The 18,112-nt window shown below is 72.3% G+C and carries 18 protein-coding genes and 1 pseudogene; 6 read left to right on the forward strand and 13 right to left on the reverse strand.

Annotated elements, in window-relative coordinates; genetic code table 11:
* Positions 1-12: 12 nt before the first annotated feature.
* The 6 genes from ACIPVB_RS14865 to ACIPVB_RS14890 all read right to left on the reverse strand — a co-directional run bounded on the left by ACIPVB_RS14865 (position 13) and on the right by ACIPVB_RS14890 (position 6,005).
* Positions 13-195 carry a hypothetical protein gene (locus ACIPVB_RS14865; protein WP_400369915.1) on the reverse strand — a complete coding sequence of 61 codons (183 nt, stop codon included), beginning with the start codon at positions 193-195 and terminating at the stop codon, positions 13-15.
* A 286-nt stretch (positions 196-481) separates the two neighbouring features.
* Positions 482-3,811: an AAA family ATPase gene (locus tag ACIPVB_RS14870; RefSeq protein WP_400369916.1), complete on the reverse strand. Its 3,330-nt coding sequence runs from the start codon at positions 3,809-3,811 to the stop codon at positions 482-484.
* Positions 3,808-4,962: an exonuclease SbcCD subunit D gene (locus tag ACIPVB_RS14875; RefSeq protein WP_400369917.1), complete on the reverse strand. Its 1,155-nt coding sequence runs from the start codon at positions 4,960-4,962 to the stop codon at positions 3,808-3,810. Before ACIPVB_RS14875 ends, ACIPVB_RS14870 begins: the two co-directional genes overlap by 4 nt.
* 111 nt (positions 4,963-5,073) lie before the next feature.
* Positions 5,074-5,391, reverse strand: coding sequence for a hypothetical protein (locus ACIPVB_RS14880; RefSeq protein WP_400369918.1), 318 nt, complete (start codon positions 5,389-5,391; stop codon positions 5,074-5,076).
* Position 5,392: 1 nt separating this feature from the next.
* The gene (locus ACIPVB_RS14885; RefSeq protein ID WP_400369920.1) at positions 5,393-5,602 is read right to left on the reverse strand and encodes a hypothetical protein; all 210 of its coding nucleotides are present in this window, start codon (positions 5,600-5,602) and stop codon (positions 5,393-5,395) included.
* Between the two features lie 100 nt (positions 5,603-5,702).
* Positions 5,703-6,005, reverse strand: a complete 303-nt coding sequence (locus ACIPVB_RS14890; protein ID WP_400369921.1) for a GNAT family N-acetyltransferase — start codon at positions 6,003-6,005, stop codon at positions 5,703-5,705.
* Positions 6,006-6,438: 433 nt separating this feature from the next.
* Between ACIPVB_RS14890 and ACIPVB_RS14895 the strand changes: the two genes are divergently transcribed.
* The 4 genes from ACIPVB_RS14895 (at position 6,439) to ACIPVB_RS14910 (ending at position 9,108) form a co-directional block, all read left to right on the forward strand.
* Positions 6,439-7,218 (forward strand): winged helix-turn-helix domain-containing protein, encoded by a 780-nt coding sequence (locus ACIPVB_RS14895; RefSeq protein WP_400369922.1) that lies wholly within the window; start codon positions 6,439-6,441, stop codon positions 7,216-7,218.
* Positions 7,219-7,296: 78 nt separating this feature from the next.
* A complete protein-coding gene (locus ACIPVB_RS14900) occupies positions 7,297-8,286 on the forward strand; it encodes a DNA-3-methyladenine glycosylase family protein (protein ID WP_400369923.1) in 990 nt (329 codons plus the stop codon).
* Between the two features lie 46 nt (positions 8,287-8,332).
* Positions 8,333-8,746 carry a VOC family protein gene (locus tag ACIPVB_RS14905; RefSeq protein WP_400369924.1) on the forward strand — a complete coding sequence of 138 codons (414 nt, stop codon included), beginning with the start codon at positions 8,333-8,335 and terminating at the stop codon, positions 8,744-8,746.
* 140 nt (positions 8,747-8,886) lie between these two features.
* Positions 8,887-9,108 (forward strand): hypothetical protein, encoded by a 222-nt coding sequence (locus ACIPVB_RS14910; protein ID WP_400369926.1) that lies wholly within the window; start codon positions 8,887-8,889, stop codon positions 9,106-9,108.
* A 15-nt stretch (positions 9,109-9,123) separates the two neighbouring features.
* Here ACIPVB_RS14910 and ACIPVB_RS14915 read toward each other — a convergent pair whose 3' ends face one another.
* The 6 genes from ACIPVB_RS14915 to ACIPVB_RS14940 form a co-directional block, all read right to left on the reverse strand.
* Entirely contained in the window at positions 9,124-9,882 is a 759-nt protein-coding gene (locus ACIPVB_RS14915) for an ABC transporter ATP-binding protein (RefSeq protein WP_400369927.1), read from the reverse strand.
* Positions 9,879-10,886, reverse strand: a complete 1,008-nt coding sequence (locus ACIPVB_RS14920) for an iron chelate uptake ABC transporter family permease subunit (RefSeq protein ID WP_400369928.1) — start codon at positions 10,884-10,886, stop codon at positions 9,879-9,881. The genes ACIPVB_RS14915 and ACIPVB_RS14920 overlap by 4 nt, the downstream gene beginning before the upstream one ends.
* Positions 10,879-11,850 carry an iron chelate uptake ABC transporter family permease subunit gene (locus ACIPVB_RS14925; RefSeq protein WP_400369929.1) on the reverse strand — a complete coding sequence of 324 codons (972 nt, stop codon included), beginning with the start codon at positions 11,848-11,850 and terminating at the stop codon, positions 10,879-10,881. The genes ACIPVB_RS14920 and ACIPVB_RS14925 overlap by 8 nt, the downstream gene beginning before the upstream one ends.
* A gap of 104 nt (positions 11,851-11,954) precedes the next feature.
* Entirely contained in the window at positions 11,955-12,923 is a 969-nt protein-coding gene (locus tag ACIPVB_RS14930) for a siderophore ABC transporter substrate-binding protein (RefSeq protein WP_400369931.1), read from the reverse strand.
* Between the two features lie 495 nt (positions 12,924-13,418).
* A complete protein-coding gene (locus tag ACIPVB_RS14935; RefSeq protein WP_400369933.1) occupies positions 13,419-13,868 on the reverse strand; it encodes a GNAT family N-acetyltransferase in 450 nt (149 codons plus the stop codon).
* 71 nt (positions 13,869-13,939) lie between these two features.
* Positions 13,940-14,560 (reverse strand): MerR family transcriptional regulator, encoded by a 621-nt coding sequence (locus tag ACIPVB_RS14940; protein WP_400369935.1) that lies wholly within the window; start codon positions 14,558-14,560, stop codon positions 13,940-13,942.
* A gap of 69 nt (positions 14,561-14,629) precedes the next feature.
* Here ACIPVB_RS14940 and ACIPVB_RS14945 point away from each other — a divergent pair.
* Both ACIPVB_RS14945 and ACIPVB_RS14950 read left to right on the forward strand, forming a co-directional pair.
* Positions 14,630-15,115: pseudogene (locus ACIPVB_RS14945) on the forward strand (DUF4188 domain-containing protein); the annotation flags it as partial.
* A 253-nt stretch (positions 15,116-15,368) separates the two neighbouring features.
* Positions 15,369-16,229 (forward strand): sulfurtransferase, encoded by an 861-nt coding sequence (locus ACIPVB_RS14950; RefSeq protein ID WP_400369936.1) that lies wholly within the window; start codon positions 15,369-15,371, stop codon positions 16,227-16,229.
* Between the two features lie 158 nt (positions 16,230-16,387).
* On the opposite strand, the gene ACIPVB_RS14955 is transcribed toward ACIPVB_RS14950, so the two are convergent.
* Positions 16,388-18,085: a flavin monoamine oxidase family protein gene (locus tag ACIPVB_RS14955; protein WP_400369937.1), complete on the reverse strand. Its 1,698-nt coding sequence runs from the start codon at positions 18,083-18,085 to the stop codon at positions 16,388-16,390.
* Between the last annotated feature and the right edge of the window lie 27 nt (positions 18,086-18,112).

Genomic DNA, 18,112 nt, shown 5'->3' on the forward strand with positions numbered 1-18,112 from the left:
TTCGGGCGGGTGTCAGTCGACGTCGCGTCGGGCGAAGACCGCCCGCAGCACGAAGAAGACGATGAGAGCGACGACCGCGACCGCCAGGAGACGGAAGGCGAAGGCGATGAGCGAGAACAGGATGTTCACCAGGATCCAGGCGATGATCACCGCGACGACGACGCCGAGGATGGTCCACACTGTGCTCTTGCGCATGCGCCCAGCCTAGACGTGCACTCGACGGCTCTGCCCGCGCCGCCCGCGGAGCCCCGACCGTCCGCGACCGAGGGCCGAGGCGGCGGCCCGAACCGCCCGCGTCGACGCGGAGCCCCGACCGTCCGCGGGCCCGAACCGCCCACGTCGACGGCGGAGCCCCGACCGTCCGCGGGCCCGAACCGCCCGCGTCGACGGTGAAGCCCCGACCGTCCGCGGGCCCGAACCGCCCACGTCGACGGCGGAGCCCCGACCGTCCGCGACCCAGGGTCGAGGCGGCGGCCCGCAATCAGCCGCCGAGGGCCGCGACCCCTTGCCGGATCGTGCTGGGTCCGCGCGGCGTCGCCGCGACGTGCAGTTGCGCGGGCAGCTGGTCTTTCATCGCGGCGACGTGACTGATGACCCCCACGGTGCGGCCGCCCTGACGCAGTTCGTCGAGCGTCCGCATGGCGAGGTCGAGGGTGTCGTCGTCGAGGGAGCCGAACCCTTCGTCGATGAACAGGGTGTCGAGGCGGATGCCGCCCGCACGCGCGGTGACGACCTCGGCCAGACCGAGCGCCAGGGCGAGGGACGTCAGGAACGTCTCGCCGCCGGACAACGATTGCGGCGGGCGGCACTGGCCGGTGTAGGCGTCCATGATCTCGAGGCCGAGCCCGCTCGACGCCCCGCGTGCCGCGAGCGCGTCGGTGTGCTGCAGGCGATACCGCCCGGACGACATCTGCTCGAGGCGCAGGTTGGCCGCAGTGACGATCTCTTCGAGCTCGGCGGCGAGGACGAACGTCTCGAGGGTCATGCGCCGGGTGTTGGGTGCCCGGCCCGACACGGTGTCGGCCAGACGCGCGACGATCGCGTGCTCGTCGGCGAGAGCGGCTGTGGTCTCGTGCGCGGCGTCGACGCGCTCAGCCAGCTGCCGCAGCCGCCGCGCCGCGCCCAGGGCGTCCGCGTGCGCGGCCGCAGCCGCGCGGACGGCGTCGCGCGCCTGCGCCACCGCCGCGGTGAAGGGAGCGAGCTCCACGGGTTCGTCGCCGGTGTCGACGAGCTGCAGTTCGAGATCGAGGAGCTGTCGGCGGGTCGCGACGAGCCGCGCGTCGTGCTCCGCGACGGTCGCCTGGAGCTCGCGCCGTCGATCGGCCGAGCGCAGGGCGCCCACGACGTCGTCGACGTCGGCGAAGTCGCTCGACTCCACCGCGGCCGCCAGCGCCGCCCCGGCCGTCGCGGAGGTCTCCGCCGCCGCCTCGGCGGAGGAGAGCGCGGCGATCAGCTCGCGCACGGCGTCGCGCCGCGCCCGCAGGTCACGCTGTCGTTCGGCGACCGTGTCGAAGACGCCCCGGGCGGCTTCGAGCGTCGCGTCCAGCGCCTGCAGGCGCTGTCGGGCGAGAGCGAGTTCCTGGCGGGAGACCGACAGCTCGTCGGCGATGAGCTCGAGCCGCCCCGCGATCCGTGCGTCGCGCTCGGCGGCGACCGCGCGCTCCGCGCGCAGGCGCTCGTGCTCCGCCCTCTGCGCGGCGGCGGCGCGGACGGCATCCTCCGCCTTCTGCCGACGCGCGGTCAGGGCCTCGACGTCTTCGCCACCCGCGCGTGCGACCGCGAGGGCGTGGGCGTCGCGTGCCACGCGCGCGGCGTCCGACGCCAGGCGATCCGCGTCGGCGGCGGCGTTCTTGCGGTCCTCCGCTCGCGAGATCTCGTCGTCCGACACCGGCTCGTCGTCCCCCGACGCGGGGTGCGGGTGCGAGCGAGCGCCGCAGACGGAGCAGGGTTCGCCGTCGACGAGCCCGTGGGCGAGTTCGACCGCGGCCCCGGCGAGGCGGCGGCGCAGCAGTGCGGCCCACGTCTCGATGGCGCGCTGATGATCATCGGCGCGGACCAGCGACGCCAGATCGGCCTGCTCCCGCCGATCCGAGAGTCGCGCGGCCTCTTCTGCCGCCACCAGCCGACGACGGACGTCGTCGAGGGTCGCCACTGCGACCTCGTGCCGATCATCCGCGCCCGCGACCTCGGCCAGACGCTCATCGAGTTCCCTCAGCACCCGGGGCAGAGCGTCGCGCGCGGCGACGAGCTCCCGACGCTCCCGATCCAGTTCGGCCTCGCGAGCCGTCGCACGAGCGACCTCGTCTCGAACGGTCTGGGCCTCGGCCTCGGCGAGGAGCGCCGTCTCTCCGCGATCGAGCAGTGCCGTCAGTTCGTCGTCGCGTTCGACGAGCGCCGCGGCGTACGGCATCGAGTGGTCATGCCCGTCGGAGCCGACGCGCTCCTCGGAATCGTCGCGCCCGTCCGAGGCGCCGTCGCGCCCGTCCCGGGGGCCCTTGCCTTCGTCCGAGGCGCCGTCGCGCCCGTCCGAGGCGCCGTCGCGCCCGGCCCGGGGGCCCTTGCCTTCGTCCGAGGCGCCGTCGCGCTCGTCCGAGGCGCCGTCGCGCTCGTCCCGGGCGCCGTCGCGCTCATCCGCGGTGCCCCGCTCGCGGAAGCCGGCGCTTTGGTCGGCGGCGCGGGGAACGGCCGCCGCGCGCCCCGCTCGGTCGGCATCGACGTCGACCTGCAGCAGCGCCTTTCGCGCAGCATCGACCCGGCTGTGCGCGCGCTCGCACTGCATGCTCGCCGAGGACGCGGCGTCGACGACGCCCCGGATGTCCTCGGCGCGCCCGGCCTGCCGCGCCTCGGAACGGAGACGCTGGATCCGCTCGGTCCGGGCGTCCAGCTCTTCGAGCGCTTCGCGGACCCGCAGGCGGTCGAGTTGTCGGTCGCGGAGCGAGGCCGCCGCGCGCTCGGCGCTCAGGGCCGCGTCGAGCCGGCTGTCGCTGTCGATCCGCGCGCGCGACAGGGTGTCGGCGCGATAGTCCGCGCGATCCACCGCACGCACGATGAGCGCCAGGCGTTCGCCGACGCTGCGCGCACCGACCGGTTCGACGGGGAAGGCGCCGGACGAGTCCGAGGGCGGTGCCGCCTCGGTCTCGATCTCGGCGGCGAGGCGCTCCGCCTCGTCGAGCAGAGTGGAGACCTCGACGCCCTCGGCGGCCAGTCGCTCCTGCGCGCGCTTGCGTCGGTCGTCGAGGTCGCCGGCGTACTGCTCGAACGACCTCGTGCCGAAAAGGGTCCGCAGCAGGGCGAGCCGCTCGTCGTTCTTGGCGAGCAGGAACCGCGCGAAACGGTTCTGCGCGAGCAGGATGACCTGGAGGAACTGCTGCTGGGTGAGGCCGAGGATCTCGTCGAGACGAGCGGCGACGTCGACCGGTCGCGCCGCCACCCCGGTCCAGCCCTCGGGGGCGAGGACCTCGAGCAGTGCCCGGTGGGGCTCTTTGGTGGTGCCGCCGCCGCGGCGTTTGGGTCGCTCGAACTCCGGCGAGCGGCTGACACGCCACCGCTCGCCCTCGGCGGAGAACTCCAGCGTCACTCGCGTGGGATCGTCGGGGCCGCAGTGATCGCTGCGCAGTCGCCTCTCGGCGCCGTCGTAGCGCGGCACGCCGCCGAAGAGGGCGTAGCAGACGCCGTCGAGGACACTCGACTTGCCCGCACCCGTTCGGCCGGTGATGAGGAAGATCCCGTCGTCGGCGAAGGCATCGAAGTCGACGACCTGCGGGTCGAGGAAGGGGCCGAAGCCCTCGAGCTCGAGGCGGTGCAGCTTCATGCGCGGACCTGCGCGACACGATGCGCGTCGAGGACGTCGCCGATGAGGGCGCGCTCGGCCGCCGAGGCTGCTTCGCCCTCGCGCACGTGTGCGAGGAACGCGTCGATGATCTCGCCGTCGTCGCGCGCCGCGCGCACGCGACGCGCGTAGCCGTGACCGTCGTCCGGGCGCGTCACGGCGGGCAGGTGCACCACGGTCGCGCACCACGGGAACCGCTCCTGCAGCCGTCGCATCGGGTCGGGCTGCGGGGTGGGGTCGGTGTATTCGGCACGCACCCACTGGTCGCGGTGGACCTCGAGACGCTCCGCCGTGAGCAGCTCGTCGAGCGGCCCGCGCACGGTGACGAGCGGGCGCGGGACGGGCAAGGGCATCCATTCGACCGTGCGCAGACCCGAGGCATCGAGGTCCACGAGCCACGAGCCGCGCGGCTTGTCGGCCTCGCCGAAGCTGTAATGCAGCGGCGCTCCGGCGTAGCGGACCCGGTCCGAGAGCTGCTGCCGCCCGTGGATGTGGCCGAGGGCGACGTAATCGGGTCCGTCGAACGCGGCGAGAGGAACCACGTCCAGCCCGCCCTGACGGATCTCGCGCTCCACACCCGGCGTCGCCTCGACCCCGGCGGCGAAGCAGTGCGCGGCGACGACGGCTCGTCCCCCGCGCGCGGCGAGGTCGGCGCGCACGAGGTCCAAAGCGTGCGTCATCGTCTGGGCCTGGGTGCGCAGCTCGACCCCGTGCCACAGGTGACGCACGATCGCCGGCTCGAGATAGGGGATGCCGTAGACGTGGACGGGTCCGTGCTCGTCCCCGAGCGTGACCGGGGTGCCGACCGAGGCGGGGTCGGTCAGGACGGTGATCTCGGGCCGCAGGAGGGCCGACTGGAAGCCGAGCCGCGCGGCGGAATCGTGGTTGCCGCTCGTGACCACAACCCGCGCGCCCGCGTCGGCGAGGGCGCCCAGCGTGCCGGACAACACCGGGTAGCAGGCCGCCGCCGGCGCCGCCGAGTCGAAGACGTCGCCCGCGATCACGACGAGATCGACGTCGTTCGTGCGCACCTGCTCGACGAGGGCGTCGAGCACCCCGGTCAGGGCGTCGAGGGTGGAATGCCCGTGGAAGGTGCGCCCGATGTGCCAGTCGGAGGTGTGCAGGATGCGCATGCAGACACGGTACGTCCCCCCTCCGACATCGGCGCGCAGCAAACGCCCGGGCTCACCCGCCACGCGCTTGAACGCCCCGCTCCGAGACGGCGGAGCGGGGCGTTCAGGATGTCAGGCGCCGGCGACCTCGGCCGCGAGCGCACGGATGCGGTCATCGCCGAGGTCGAGGCCGATCTCGTCGAAGCGCTGGCGCAGGACGTCGGCGATGCGCTGCTCGCTCTTGTCGCCGACGTCGGCGCGGGTCTGGACGACGACGCCCTGGATGCGCGCCTCGTCATCCGTGGCGTGCGTATCCATGCGTGGCTCGGACTGTTCGCCGGGGCGTTCGACCTTGCGGTCCTGGTGCACGGCGCCCCCGACGGAGTCGGCGGCTCCCGCGCCGCCGTCGGGTCCGGTGCCGGGTTCGGGTGCGCGGGTCTCGTTCGACATGTCAGTCCTCCGTACTCAGGTCGGGGTCGATGCCCTGGCTGGCGGCGTCGCCCTCGATGGGGTCCGAGGGCGAGGCGTCGTTCAGACGCGGCGACCCCTTGGCGCTCTCGTTGCGTTCGGCCGTCTCCGCATCGGAGACCGTGCCGCTCTCCCACCCTCCGGGCGGGTCGGCGTCGATGACGCCCTCGGGCAGATCGCGTTCATTGGTCATGAGTCCCCTTTCGAGGACTCCAGCTTGCCCGCGCACCCCCTCGTCGGGGCGGGGGGTTGACGCTCTCGTCCGACGCCCCTCGCGGTGCGACGGGCCCGCCTCAGGACGGGGAGGGTCGCCGGTGCAGCAGACCTGCCCGCTCGGGGTGGCTCTCGAACCATTCCCCGACGTACCAGCACACCGGAAGGATCTCGCGATCCCCCTCGGCCTCGATGGCATCCACCGCCCTCTCGGTGACGACGCCGGCGTATCCGTGCCCGCGGTGGGTCGGGATCGTGAACGCCCGTGTCAAGGCGATGGTCCGCCCGTCGTCGCGGTAGTCGAGGACCGACACCAGGTCGTCGCCTCGGTGGAGGGTGAATCGGGATGCCGCTTTGTCGTCGGCGAACAGCAGATCGGACATGCCGAGAGCGTACGCTCCTCTGCACGAGGCGTGCTCGACCCTGCAGAATGCTCGGTGTCGAGACCGTTCGCACCGCCACGACTGTGCAGAATGCCTGACCGGTCTCCCCTGCACGGATTTGACGGATGTCGACCCTCTCGGTCATAATCAGCCGCATGACTGTCACTGCGCGTTCTCTGTCCGCCCGGGAGGCGAACAGGACTGCCGGCATGATGATGCCCGGCCGCGCCGCGATGTGTTGTCGAATGTGCCGCTAACCGCGCTCCTCGCCGGATGATCTCGTGCTTCTGAACGCCGACATCGTCCCCCGGTCGCTCGGGTTCCCGCGTCGATCACGCGCACCCGGTGCCGCTCACCGGCCTTTCGGCCTTCACCTCCCGTCGAACCCCGCTCTCGGATGACGCCAGGGTTCACCACTGAAGGACTCCTCCTCATGTCGCTCTCCGCCGTTCTCGACCGCCCCCAGACCCCGTCCCCGCACGCCGCGTCGGCGTCCGTCCCCGGCGCCGCTGCGGCGCACCGTGCCGCCCCGGCTGCCACCGCCCCCTCTGCCACCGCCCCCTCCGCCGCCGCGGCCGCCCCGGCCCCCGAGGTCGCCCGTGCGGCCTCCCCCACCGCTCCCCGCGGCTTCGCCCTGTACGTCGGGATCGACGAGGCCAAGGCCGCAGCCGCCGGCGTGAGCCTGGGCACCCTCGTCGAGGCACTGCGTCGCACCCTCGGCGAGCTCGCCCCCGCCGCCGAGACCTACGCCACGGTCGCTCTCGCCCCGGCCGGTTCCGGGGGGCGCGACGTCGACGTCGTCCGCCTGGCCCTGCACGAGCCCTCGGCCGTGGCCCGGACGAAGGACGAGCCCGTCGAAGAGGACCGCGCCCGCGGGGGCGTCATCGTCGACATCTCGCGCAAGCGCGTGCTCATCGACGGCGAATCCGCCGCCTTCACGTTCAAGGAGTTCGAGCTGCTGCAGTACCTCGTGCTGCGTGAGGGTCGCACGATCGAGCGCACCGAGCTGGTCGTCTCACTGTGGGAAGGCGCCTCCGACGACGAAGCTCCCGGCGAGCGGACGATCGACGTGCATGTGCGCCGACTGCGCGCCAAGCTCGGCGTGTACGAGGACATCGTGCGCACCGTGCGCGGCGTGGGCTACCGCTTCGACCGTCACGCCGACGTGTCCATCCGTTACGGCCACGGCACCCCCTCGCCCGACCGCTTCTGATCCCGGTCCCGCCGTCCGACGCATGCGGGTAGGCGGAGCGGATGCCGTGATGTCGGCGGGTCGACGTAAGGTGTCGGCATGAGATCGACCGAGGTGCGCGGGCGACTGGCGTCACGCGACCTCGTCGTCCCCACCGAACGCCCCCTCGAGAGCGAGTACCGGCCGCGCGTTCCCGTGGATGTCGGCCGCACGGTCGCCGCGCAGCGGCACGGGAGCAACGATCCGACCTACCACGCCTCGACGCCGATGGCGGCGGGGGGCATCGTGTGGCGGGTCAGCCGCACCCCCGTCGGTATCGCGACACTGGCGCTGCGCCAGAGCGTCGGCGGTACCGTCCGCGCGGCCGCGTGGGGCCCCGGGGCCACGTGGGCCCTCGAACAGCTTCCGGCGTTGTGCGGTGCCCGGGACGACCCCGACGGCTTCGATGCCGCTCGGCATCCTTCGGTCGCCGAATGGCATCGTCGTCATCCCGATCTCCGCATCGGCCGCACCGATCTGATCTTCGACGCCCTGGTCAGCGCGATCATGGAGCAGAAGGTCACGAGCATGCAGGCGTTCTCGGCCTGGCGCAGCATCGTCACCTGGTACGGCGAGCGCGCGCCGGGCCCCACGCCGCGACCGATGTTCGCCCCTCCCGACGTCGATGGCTGGCGGCACATCCCGTCGTGGGCGTGGCATCGGGCGGGCCTCGAGCCGCCGCAATCGCGCACCATCGTCGAGACCGCACGCCGCGGCGCGAGCGTGGTCCGCGCGGCCGAGGCCGCCGCAGACGGCGAGGCCCGCGACCGCGTGTTCATCAGCCTGCGCGGGGTCGGCATCTGGACCAGCGCCGAGACGCGCATCCGCGCCTTCGGGGATCCGGATGCCGTGAGCGTCGGCGACTATCACCTCGCCCACCAGGTGGGCTTCGCCCTCACCGGTCATCGCACCGACGACGACGGCATGCTGGAACTCCTCGAACCGTTCGCGGGGCACCGCCAGCGCGTGATCCGTCTGATCTACGCGGGGTCCGCTCTCGAGCCGCGGCGCGGCCCGCGTCTGCATCCCGAGGACCATCGCGACCGCTGACGCCCGGGGTGGTGACATCGTCGCTCGACGGGTGCACACTGGCCGCATGACCACGACCCTCGTCACGTACCTGCAGTTCCGTTCCTCCACGCGCGAGGCGATGGAGTTCTACCATTCGGTGTTCGGGGGCGACCTCGACGTCGCGACCTTCGACGACTTCGAGATGCCGGTCGGCGAGGGTGAGGGCGGACTCGTCATGCACGCGCGGCTACGCACCCCCCGGGGGTTCGTCCTCATGGCGTCGGACACCCCCGCCGGAATGGATCTGGCTCCCTCCGGTGGGTTCACCCTCGCCCTCACCGGCGACGAAGAAGCCGACCTGCGAGGCTGGTTCGATGCCCTGGCCGAGGGCGGCCGCGTCGAGGTGCCCGTGGGCGTGCCGCCGTGGGGCGGGCTCTACGGCACGCTCGTCGATCGTTTCGGTGTGGCGTGGATGGTCGCCGTCGGCGAAGAGGACTGAGCGCGTCCGGCCGCCCGTTCGCGTCGACGGATCCAGTCGGCCCGCCCCGGTGGACGATCGGGGCTCGACCGCTCGTGTCGGCGGGTGCGGCCCGATCACGTCCATCGGATCGATCCCACCCGACGCCCTAGGCTGGCTCCATGATGCAGACGGGGACCGGCTGGCCGCGCGGACGCACGTACTGGGTGCTGGGGAGCGTCCTGCTGCTGGGACTCGGCATCCTGTTCGGACTCGTGTGGCAGAACGTATGGCTCGGGCTCGTCATCGCGGCCGCGGTGTCGGTCGGGTGGCTCATCGCCTACGAGTCCGGTCGCGGGCGCAACGTCGGCGTCAACGACCCCGACAACGGCATCGAGCTCTAGGTCACGACGCACACCTCATCGGTAGTACACGGCGAGCGGGTAGGCGCCGTCGCGCCGCACCTCGACCGGGGTCCCGAACACCTGCTCGAGCGTGTCGGAGGTCATGAGATCGGCCGGTGTACCGACGTGCACCACCTGCCCCTCGGCCAGGGCGACGATGCGGTCGGCATAGGCGGCGGCGAAGTTGATGTCGTGCACGACGATCACGATCGTCTTTCCGAGCTCGTCGGCCGCGCGGCGGAGCTGGCCCATCATGGCGACGGCGTGCTTCATGTCGAGGTTGTTGAGGGGCTCGTCGAGCAGGATGTAATCGGTGTCCTGCGCGAGGACCATGGCGACGTACGCGCGCTGACGCTGACCGCCGGACAGCTGGTCGAGATAGCGCCCCGAGAGAGCACCGAGGTCGAGGAAGGCGATGGCCTCGTCGATTTTCGCGTGATCCTCGGCACCGAGTCGCCCCTGCGAGTGGGGGAAGCGACCGAAACCCACCAGCTCGCGCACGGTCAACCGCGTGACGAAGTGGTTCTCCTGACGCAGGATCGACACGATCTTCGCAAGAGCGCGCCCGGAGGTCGTGGCGACGTCGTTGCCCGCCACGGTGACCCGCCCCGTGGTCGCCGTCGACAGGCGTCCGACGATCGTGAGCAAGGTCGACTTGCCCGCTCCGTTCGGGCCGACGAGCGCTGTGACCCCACCCGCGGGGATGTCGAGGGTCACCGGTCCGAGCACGGTGTCGTCGCCGTAGGTCATCGTGACGTCGGTGAGAGAGATCACAGGCTCCCCTTTCGGAGGAGGTAGACGAGGAAGAACAGGCCGCCGACGAACTCGATGATGATCGACAGCATGCCTGCGGCATAGAAGATGTGGCGCAGGACGAAATAGCCTGCCAGCAGGGTCGCCATGCCGAGCAGCACGGCGAACGGCAGCACGACGCGGTGCTGCGACGACCCCGCGAGCTGATAGGCGAGGGTGGCGACGATGAAGCCGAAGAAGGTCATCGGACCGACCATCGTCGTCGACACGGAGACCAGCACCGCGACCAGCACGAGGACGCCGATCACCTCGCGGCGATAGGCGAGGCCGAGCGAGAGCGACGTCTCGCGGCCGAGGGCCAGGACGTCGAGTCGGCGCCGGCCGCGCCAGACGAGCGCGAGCACCCCGACGACGACCAGCGCGCCCCAGGGCAGGTAGTCGGGGTCGGAGTTCGACAGGTTGCCGAAGAGGCGGGCGGACAGGATGTCGAAGTCGCTCGGGGTGAGCAGACGCTGCATGACGGTCGACAGCGACCCCAAGCCGACACCGAGCACCACTCCCACCAGCAGCATGATGTGCAGGTTTCCGCGGCGGCCCGCGAACAACCAGCCGTACAGCAGCGTCGCGAAACCGACCATCAGCACGCTCTGCACGGCGACCTTGAGCAGGCCGTCCGTCGCCGAGAGTGCCGCGCTGCCGAAGAAGAACACGAGAGCGGTCTGCATCACGACATAGAGCGCGTCGAAACCCATGATCGAGGGCGTCAGGATGCGGTTCGCCGTGGCGGTGTGGAAAAGGACGGTCGCCACCGCCTGGCAGCAGGCGACCAGGGCGATGGTCGCCACGCTCACGACGCGCAGGTTCACCGCGATCCAGAAGCCACGCGTCCCGGGGTCCCCCGGGACGTCCCAGGTCAGCACGCCCGCCGCCGCGACGACGACGATGATCACCAGGATGCCGAAACGCCAGGCGATCCGGGGCCGGCGCGGAGGAGCAGCGAGGGCCGTCGTCAGGGTGTCAGGCACGGGCGCGCATCCTCAGGAGCAACGTGATGAACACGGCGGAGCCGACCACTCCGAGGATCATCGAGACAGGGACCTCGAACGGCATCCGGATGACGCGCCCGACGACGTCGCACACGACGACGATGGCGACGCCCCCGAGGCACACCCAGGGGAGGTTCGCGCGCGCATTGTCGCCGCGCCACATCGACACGAGATTCGGCACCACGAGGCCGAGGAAGGGTAGGAATCCGACCACCACGGTGGTCACACCGGTCGCGACGGCGACCAGGCCCGTACCGATCACGAGCACGCGGGTGTGGTCGAGTCCCACCGACGTGGCGATGTCGCGCCCGAGCCCGGCGACGGTGATCCGGTCGGCGTAGACGAAGACCAGGAGCACGACGACGGCGACGATCCACAGCACCTCGTAGCGTCCCCGGACGATCGAGGTGAAACTGCCCATGAACCACGTGCCGAGCATCTGCAGCGAGTTGGTCGAGACGGCGAGATAGGTGGTGAAGGCCGAGACGACGGCACCGAGCATGATGCCGATGAGGGGCACGACGAGCGACGATCGCAGGGAGATGCGCTGCAGGATGCCGATGAACACCATCGTTCCGACGAAGGCGGCGACCGAGGCGGCGATCATTCGGCTCCATAGGGGCGCGGTCGGCACGAGCAGCACCGTGACGAGCAGCCCCAGGGCGGCCCACTCGCTCGTCCCGGTCGTCGACGGTTCGACGAAACGGTTCTGGGTGAGCACTTGCATGATGAGGCCCGATACGGCCATGGCGCAGCCCGCCAGGACGAGGGCGACGGTGCGGGGAACGCGCGAGATCAGGAACATCTCGTCGCCGAAGTCGTCGGCGGCGAGATCGTAGGCACCGACGAACAGCGACAGGACGACCAGCGCCGCCACGCCCGCGAGGGCGAGGGGCAGCGCGGTGCGCGTGCGCGTGCGGGGGCGATGGAGCTGGGAAGTCATGGCATCCGTTCCGCTCCGCCACGCGTGAGGGGTCGTTCCCTGTCACCCGGCGAGTGCCCGGGCGGCAGGTCTCGACCCCTCGCGCGAGCGGGTCGGAGAACGGGTCAGGACGCGAACGCCTCGGCGGCCGAGCGGTACAGCTTCGTGTAGGCCTGGATGCCTTCGTCGAGGTAGAAGCCCGCGTCGAGATAGACGATCTGCCCCTTCTGGACGGCGGGGACGTTCTTCAGCGCTTCGGCGTTCTCGACCAGTTCTTTCGCCGCGACATAGCCGTCCTCGCCGAACATCGCGTCGCGATCGAGCACGAACAGCCACTCGGGGTTCGCCGCGGCGATCGCCTCGACGCTGATGTCGTCGCCATGCGAGGCGTCCTCCGCCGAACGCTCCAGGGCGGGTGTGAGGCCGAGCGTCGGGAACAGCGTCCCGACGCCGCGTCCCTCCCCGGGCGCGGCGTAGGCGATCTTGCCGCCCGAGGTGATGAGTCCCATCACCGTCTGCGACGGGTCGTACGCCTCGCGCGCGTCGGAGATGGCGTCATCCAGGTCGGCGGACAGCTGCGCGGCCTCGTCCTGCTTCGCGAAGACCTGGCCCAGAATGGCCGTCTGACGCTTGAGCTCCGCGGTGTGGTCCTCGCCGTCGCGCGGGCTCGTCTCGATGGTCGCGGGCTGGATCTCGGTGAGCTGGTCGTAGATCTCGCGGAAGCGGTACCCGCCCACGATCAGGTCGGGCTCGCTGGCGACGACGGCCTCGATGTCGGGCTCGCGGTGCAGGCCGACGTCGAGCACCTCGTCATCGCCCGAGAGCGACGGCCAGAGGTCGTACATGAGGGGCTTCGGGGCGGCGACGAGCGTCACTCCCCAGTCGCTGAGCGTCTGGAACGTCGTGTTGTCGAGGGCGACGACCCGCTCGGGCGCGACCGGAACCTCGATCGATCCGTGATTGTCCTCCACGGTCACCGTGGATGCGGCGGCGGGCTGCTCAGCCGGGGCGGGCGCCGCGGAGGCGCACCCGGTGAGGGCGAGACCGGCCGCGAGCGCGGCGACGGCGAGGGGGCGGAACAGGCGTGAACTCATGCGGATCTCTCCAGTGCTGTCTGTGCAGGGCGGCCGGGGCGAGGTCTCGGCCCGGTCGAAAAGTTAGGTTAGCCTTTCCTTTGTGAAGAGTCGAACCGGTGCTCGGCGTCACCACGAAACCCGTGGCACCAGCGCGAACCCCGCGGCACTAGCGCGAACCCCGCGGCACTGGGCGAACCCCGCGGCGCAGGCCGGCGTATCCGGATGCCGCGGCGGGCCGCCTCGACAAAGGCCCCGGCCCGCGCGACGACGGCGCCGGCAGCCGGCGGGCCGAGGATGCACCGACGGGCACCCCCGGGCGCGGGCGAGGCACGCGGCGCGACGGCGCGGGCGAGCACGCGGCGCGACGGCGCGGGCGAGCACGCGGCGCGACGGCGCGGGCGGACCCCGCGGCACGCCGGCGCGGGACCCCGCGGCGCGACGGCGCGGGCGGTCGCCCGGACGCGTGGCTCCCGGCCGGTGTAGAGACGGCCGTCCCCCGGCGGCCCCGACCCCTCAGACCTCGTCGCGGCGCATGGGGACGTGAGGAATGCCGTCCTCGGAGAAAGCCGCCCCCGCCACGATGAAGCCGAAGCGGCCGTACCATTCGGCGAGGTGCGCCTGCGCATCGAGGAGGATCGGCCCCCGGGGCATCTCGACCTCGAGCCGCCCGACGGCGGCGCGCATCAGTTCGGCGGCGATTCCCCGGCCGCGGGCGTGCGGGGCGGTCGCCACCCGACCGATGCGGGAGTGGGACGACTCGCGCAGCAGTCGCAGGGTCGCGAGCACCTCGTCACCCTCGGACGCCCACATCAGCTCTGCGCCCGGCTCGATGTCGCGCCCGTCGATCTCGGGATAGGCGGCGCCCTGCTCGACCACGAAGACGGAGATGCGCAACCACAGGATGCGATACAACGTGAGGGGGGCGATGTCGGCGACGGGCGCGCGGTGCACGGTGACAGCCATGACTCGACCGTACCGGGACCATGCGCGGCGAACCGCCCGAGCTGCGGGCTCGACGGGGCGGTGCCCGATCCTCACCCCTGACCGGGCGGGGCCCCGAACCGGCGCGACGCCGCGACCTGTTCGCCGACGCGGCGGAGGGCCAGGATGAGCGGCTCCACGAGCGCGGTCCCCAGCACGACGTACCGTACGGCGTCTTCGATCGTCGTCTGCGGGGTCGCCGCGAGCTCCGCCTCGGCGAGGGCGCCCAGGTGCTCGACGTAGGCGTCCATGACGGTGTCCGGGACGGTGAACCCGGCGCGATCCAGGGCGGCCAGGGCATGCGCGACGGCGGCGATCTGGTCGGGGAAGCACGCCTCGGGAGCGCCGCCCATGCGCTCGAGCAGCGCCTGGGCGGCGCTGAGGTCGACATCCGCCGAGACCGCGGGGGTGACGGCGGCGTTGGCGGCACCGAGGAGTTCGTACGGATTCTCAGGAGGCTCCTCGAGGACGCCGACGACCTTGCGGACCCCGGCGATGCCGACCCCCGCGTCGACGAGGGCGCGGATGACGCCCAGTCGCTGCACGTGCGCCTCGCCGTATGCGGCCTGCGTGGGTGCGGACCGCTCACCCTCGGGGAGCAGTTTCTCGCGCAGGTAGTACTTGATGGTGGCGACGGGGACGCCGCTGCGCGTGGACAGTTCTGAGATCCGCACGATCCCCCCTTGACTCGATAGCAACACTATCTAACACTGGATAGTGTCACTATCCAGAAAGGACGAGCCATGGCATCCCTCATCCCGGGTCGAATGACCCATCGGTGGAACGACGAACTCGTCGTCTTCCACATCGGAATGACCGTCAACCAGTGGTGGCGTCCCGACCTGTGGATGCCGGTCTTCGCGGACATGCCCAAGATGCTGCGCGAGCTCAGTACGGATCCCGATTCGGGCCTGCTCGGGTACTCGATGCTCATCGGCGCGCGCGGGCCGTACCTGGTGCAGTACTGGTCGTCGCTCGACAAGCTCTACGCGTACGCCTCGGCCCCCGCCCAGGAGCATCGTCCGGCGTGGACGCGCTTCAACCGTCGAGCGCGCAAGGCGCCTCGTGCCGTGGGCATCTGGCACGAGACGTACCTGGTCGACCGCGCCGAGTCGATCTACGTCGGCACCCCCGCCATGGGACTGCCCCGGGCCACGGAGGTCGTGCCGATCGCCTCGCGGCACGACCGCGCCCGAGCCCGGGTCACGGACGGGGCCACACGGTCCCCGGGCGATGCGTCCTCTTCGGCGACGAATGCAGAAGAGGTCCCGACGGCGGCGTCCGGGGCCTCGGACGCGGCGATCCCCTCGACAGCGGGCGCGACGCCTCGCGCGACGACGCCCGGGGCGGCTCCCGCGGCGACGCCTGCGGCGACGCCTGCGGCGACTCCCGCACCGGCTCCCGCACCGGCTCCCGCGGCGACGCCTGCGGCGACTCCCGCACCGGCTCCCGTGGCTCGGCCATGACCGTCAGACTGGAACCATGACCGGGATCCTCGTCTCCGCCGCCGACCTGCACGCCTCCGTCGAGACCGGGGCGTTCCCCGATGGCGGTCCCGTCCGCATCCTCGACGTGCGCTGGCGCCTCGATCGACCCGACGGGCGCCCCGACTACCGCGCCGGCCACATCCCCGGGGCGCAGTACGTCGATCTCGACCACGACCTCGCCACCCACGGCGCTCCGACCGAGGGGCGGCATCCCCTGCCCCCGATCGCATCGCTGCAAGCCGCCGCCCGCCGTTGGGGCATCGACCCCGGCGACACGGTGGTCGTCTACGACGACCTGAAGAACCTCTCGAGCGCCCGCGCGTGGTGGCTGCTGCGGCACGCGGGTGTCGCCGACGTGCGACTGCTGGACGGCGCGCTCACGGCCTGGACCGACGCGGGGCTCCCCCTCGAGCGGGGGGATGCCGACACCCCGGCGTCCGGATCGATCGAACTGACCTACGGGTCGCTACCGGTGCTGGAGCTCGAGACCGTCGCCGGGTTCGCCGACTCCGACCTGCTGCTGGATGCGCGCGCCGCGGAGCGATACCGCGGTGAGGTGGAACCCGTCGATCCACGCGCGGGGCACATCCCCGGGGCGGTCAGCGCCCCGACCACCGAGAACGTCGGAGGGGACGGTCGCTTCCGCCCCGCCGACGAACTGCGCGCACGTTTCCGCATGCTCGGCGCCGAGGACGGCGTGGGCGTGGGCGTCTACTGCGGGTCGGGGGTGACCGCCGCGCACCAGGCGGTCGCGCTGACGCTCGCCGGGTTCGAACCGCGGGTGTTCCCGGGGTCGTGGAGCCAGTGGTCGAACCACCCCGACCTGCCCGTGGCCACGGGTCCCGAGCCGCGCTGAGGGGCCCCGTCCGGCGTGCGGCCCGCCCGGTGTGCGCGGCGCCGACCCTCGGCGACGCACCCCGCGTCGACCTGCTGTCGGCGGATGGCCCGCAAAGCGACGGACCTCGGGGGTGCGAGCGGTCGGTCCTCGGCGGGCCGCCGCGTGCGCCCCGCCCCTCACGCCCAGAGTTCGGTGACCGGGATCTCGCGGCCCAGCACGTTCTGCGCGGCGCGGTGACCCGACAGCATCGCCCCGGGAACCGTCGCGGGGTCGTCGCCCCACGTCGCCTCTCCGGCGAGGTGCAACACACCGTCGACCGGGTCGGCGAGGTCGTCGTGGTCAGCGCCGACCGAGCCCGGCAGCATGTACGCATACGAGCCGCGCGAGAACGGATCGTCCTGCCAACGCGTCACGACCGCGCTCACGGGCTCCGACACCTCCGCGCCGTAGAGCCGGCGCAACTGCGCCAGCGTGGAGGCCACGATCTCGTCGTCGCTCCACTCGCGCGTCGCCACCGCGGCCGGCCCCGCGGCGAAGGTCAGCAGAGCCGGCTCGTCGTGCAGGCGACCGAGGTCGTACCAGGAGTGCCACCACTGGCCCTCACGGCCCAACTGACGGATGCCGTAGATCCCGGCATCCCAGAACCGTTCCGCGAAACGCAGCACGACCTTCTCGAACGCGTTCATGCGCAAGAGGCCGAGAGCTCGGCGGTGCCCCTCGGGCAGGTCGGGCTCGATGACGAGGTCGCCGGCGTGTAAGACGCCGACGGGAACCGTGATCACCACGTCGTCGGCCGAGAACGCCCCGTGCTCGCTGTCGATCTCGATCCCGGTGGCGGTGCGACCGACGCGCGAGACGCGGTGGCCCAGACGCACGTCGAGGCCGGCGGCGAGGTGGGTCGCGAGCTCGTCGTACCCGTTCGGAAAGACCACTTCGTCGCCGTTGACGGTGTCGTCGTCGAGTCCGTGGGCGCCGAGGCCGTCCATCCCGATGCCGTACTGCTCCTGGGCGCGCCGGTCGTTGTATTCGCGCACGCGTTCGGTGCGCTCGGCGTCCCATCCCTGCGCCGCCAGGGCCTGTTCGACGACATCGGCGTAGGTCGCATCGGGACCGGATGCCGCGATCAGGTCGACGAGGGTCGCGTTGACGGCGCGGATGTCGTCGGCGTAGCCGCGCACGGCGGCGTCGTCGAGGCGGCGTCCGGCGGCGTCGAAATACGCCAGCGGACGGGAGTCGGGTTGGTAACCACCGACGGTGAACTCCACCATCGGCATGCCGAAGGCCCGGGCGGCGTCGGCGACCGGGCTGTCGTCGATGCCGTGGATCCAGGATGCCCCGCGATCGGTGATGTGTCCGCCCGTGCGATCGGTGAAGACGCGCCCGCCGACGCGGTCGCGCGCCTCGAGGACGATCACGCGGCGACCGGCGCGGGCCAGCAGGCGCGCGGCGGCCAAGCCCGCGATGCCCGCTCCGACCACGATCGTGTCGGCCCGGGTCGCGACGGCGCTGGTCGGGGATGCGCCGGTCGCGACAGCGCCGGTCGAGGCAGCGCCGGTCGCGGCCGCGCCGGTCGAGGCAGCGCCGGTCGCGGCCGCGCCGGTCGCGGCCGCGCCGGTCGGGGATGCGCCGGTCGGGGATGCGCCGGTCGCGACAGCGCCGGTCGCGGCAGCGCCGGTCGCGGCCGCGCCGATCGGGGCAGCGCCGGTCGGGGATGCGCCGGTCGCGGCAGCGCCGGTCGGGGCCGCGCCGGTCGCGGCAGCGCCGGTCGAGGCCGCGCCGGTCGGGGCAGCGCTGGTCGAGGCAGCGCCCGTCGCGGCAGCGCCGACTGAGGCCGCCCCGGTCGGAGATGCGCCGGGGGTGTCGCGTGTGCTCATGTCTGCTCCCGCAAGCTCGTGGTCCCG

It is taken from the genome of Microbacterium sp. NPDC090007 (assembly GCF_044748345.1).
GTDB lineage: Bacteria > Actinomycetota > Actinomycetes > Actinomycetales > Microbacteriaceae > Microbacterium.

Bases quoted from the DNA above. Each gene is read 5' to 3' on its own strand.
- ACIPVB_RS14865 (WP_400369915.1), bottom strand. From the start codon at position 195: ATGCGCAAGAGCACAGTGTGGACCATCCTCGGCGTCGTCGTCGCGGTG.
- ACIPVB_RS14935 (WP_400369933.1), bottom strand. From the start codon at position 13,868: ATGGCTGTCACCGTGCACCGCGCGCCCGTCGCCGACATCGCCCCCCTC.
- ACIPVB_RS14880 (WP_400369918.1), bottom strand. From the start codon at position 5,391: ATGTCGAACGAGACCCGCGCACCCGAACCCGGCACCGGACCCGACGGC.
- ACIPVB_RS14875 (WP_400369917.1), bottom strand. From the start codon at position 4,962: ATGCGCATCCTGCACACCTCCGACTGGCACATCGGGCGCACCTTCCAC.
- ACIPVB_RS14910 (WP_400369926.1), top strand. From the start codon at position 8,887: ATGATGCAGACGGGGACCGGCTGGCCGCGCGGACGCACGTACTGGGTG.
- ACIPVB_RS14900 (WP_400369923.1), top strand. From the start codon at position 7,297: ATGAGATCGACCGAGGTGCGCGGGCGACTGGCGTCACGCGACCTCGTC.
- ACIPVB_RS14870 (WP_400369916.1), bottom strand. From the start codon at position 3,811: ATGAAGCTGCACCGCCTCGAGCTCGAGGGCTTCGGCCCCTTCCTCGAC.
- ACIPVB_RS14890 (WP_400369921.1), bottom strand. From the start codon at position 6,005: ATGTCCGATCTGCTGTTCGCCGACGACAAAGCGGCATCCCGATTCACC.
- ACIPVB_RS14930 (WP_400369931.1), bottom strand. From the start codon at position 12,923: ATGAGTTCACGCCTGTTCCGCCCCCTCGCCGTCGCCGCGCTCGCGGCC.
- ACIPVB_RS14895 (WP_400369922.1), top strand. From the start codon at position 6,439: ATGTCGCTCTCCGCCGTTCTCGACCGCCCCCAGACCCCGTCCCCGCAC.
- ACIPVB_RS14885 (WP_400369920.1), bottom strand. From the start codon at position 5,602: ATGACCAATGAACGCGATCTGCCCGAGGGCGTCATCGACGCCGACCCG.
- ACIPVB_RS14955 (WP_400369937.1), bottom strand. From the start codon at position 18,085: ATGAGCACACGCGACACCCCCGGCGCATCTCCGACCGGGGCGGCCTCA.
- ACIPVB_RS14950 (WP_400369936.1), top strand. From the start codon at position 15,369: ATGACCGGGATCCTCGTCTCCGCCGCCGACCTGCACGCCTCCGTCGAG.
- ACIPVB_RS14925 (WP_400369929.1), bottom strand. From the start codon at position 11,850: ATGACTTCCCAGCTCCATCGCCCCCGCACGCGCACGCGCACCGCGCTG.
- ACIPVB_RS14905 (WP_400369924.1), top strand. From the start codon at position 8,333: ATGACCACGACCCTCGTCACGTACCTGCAGTTCCGTTCCTCCACGCGC.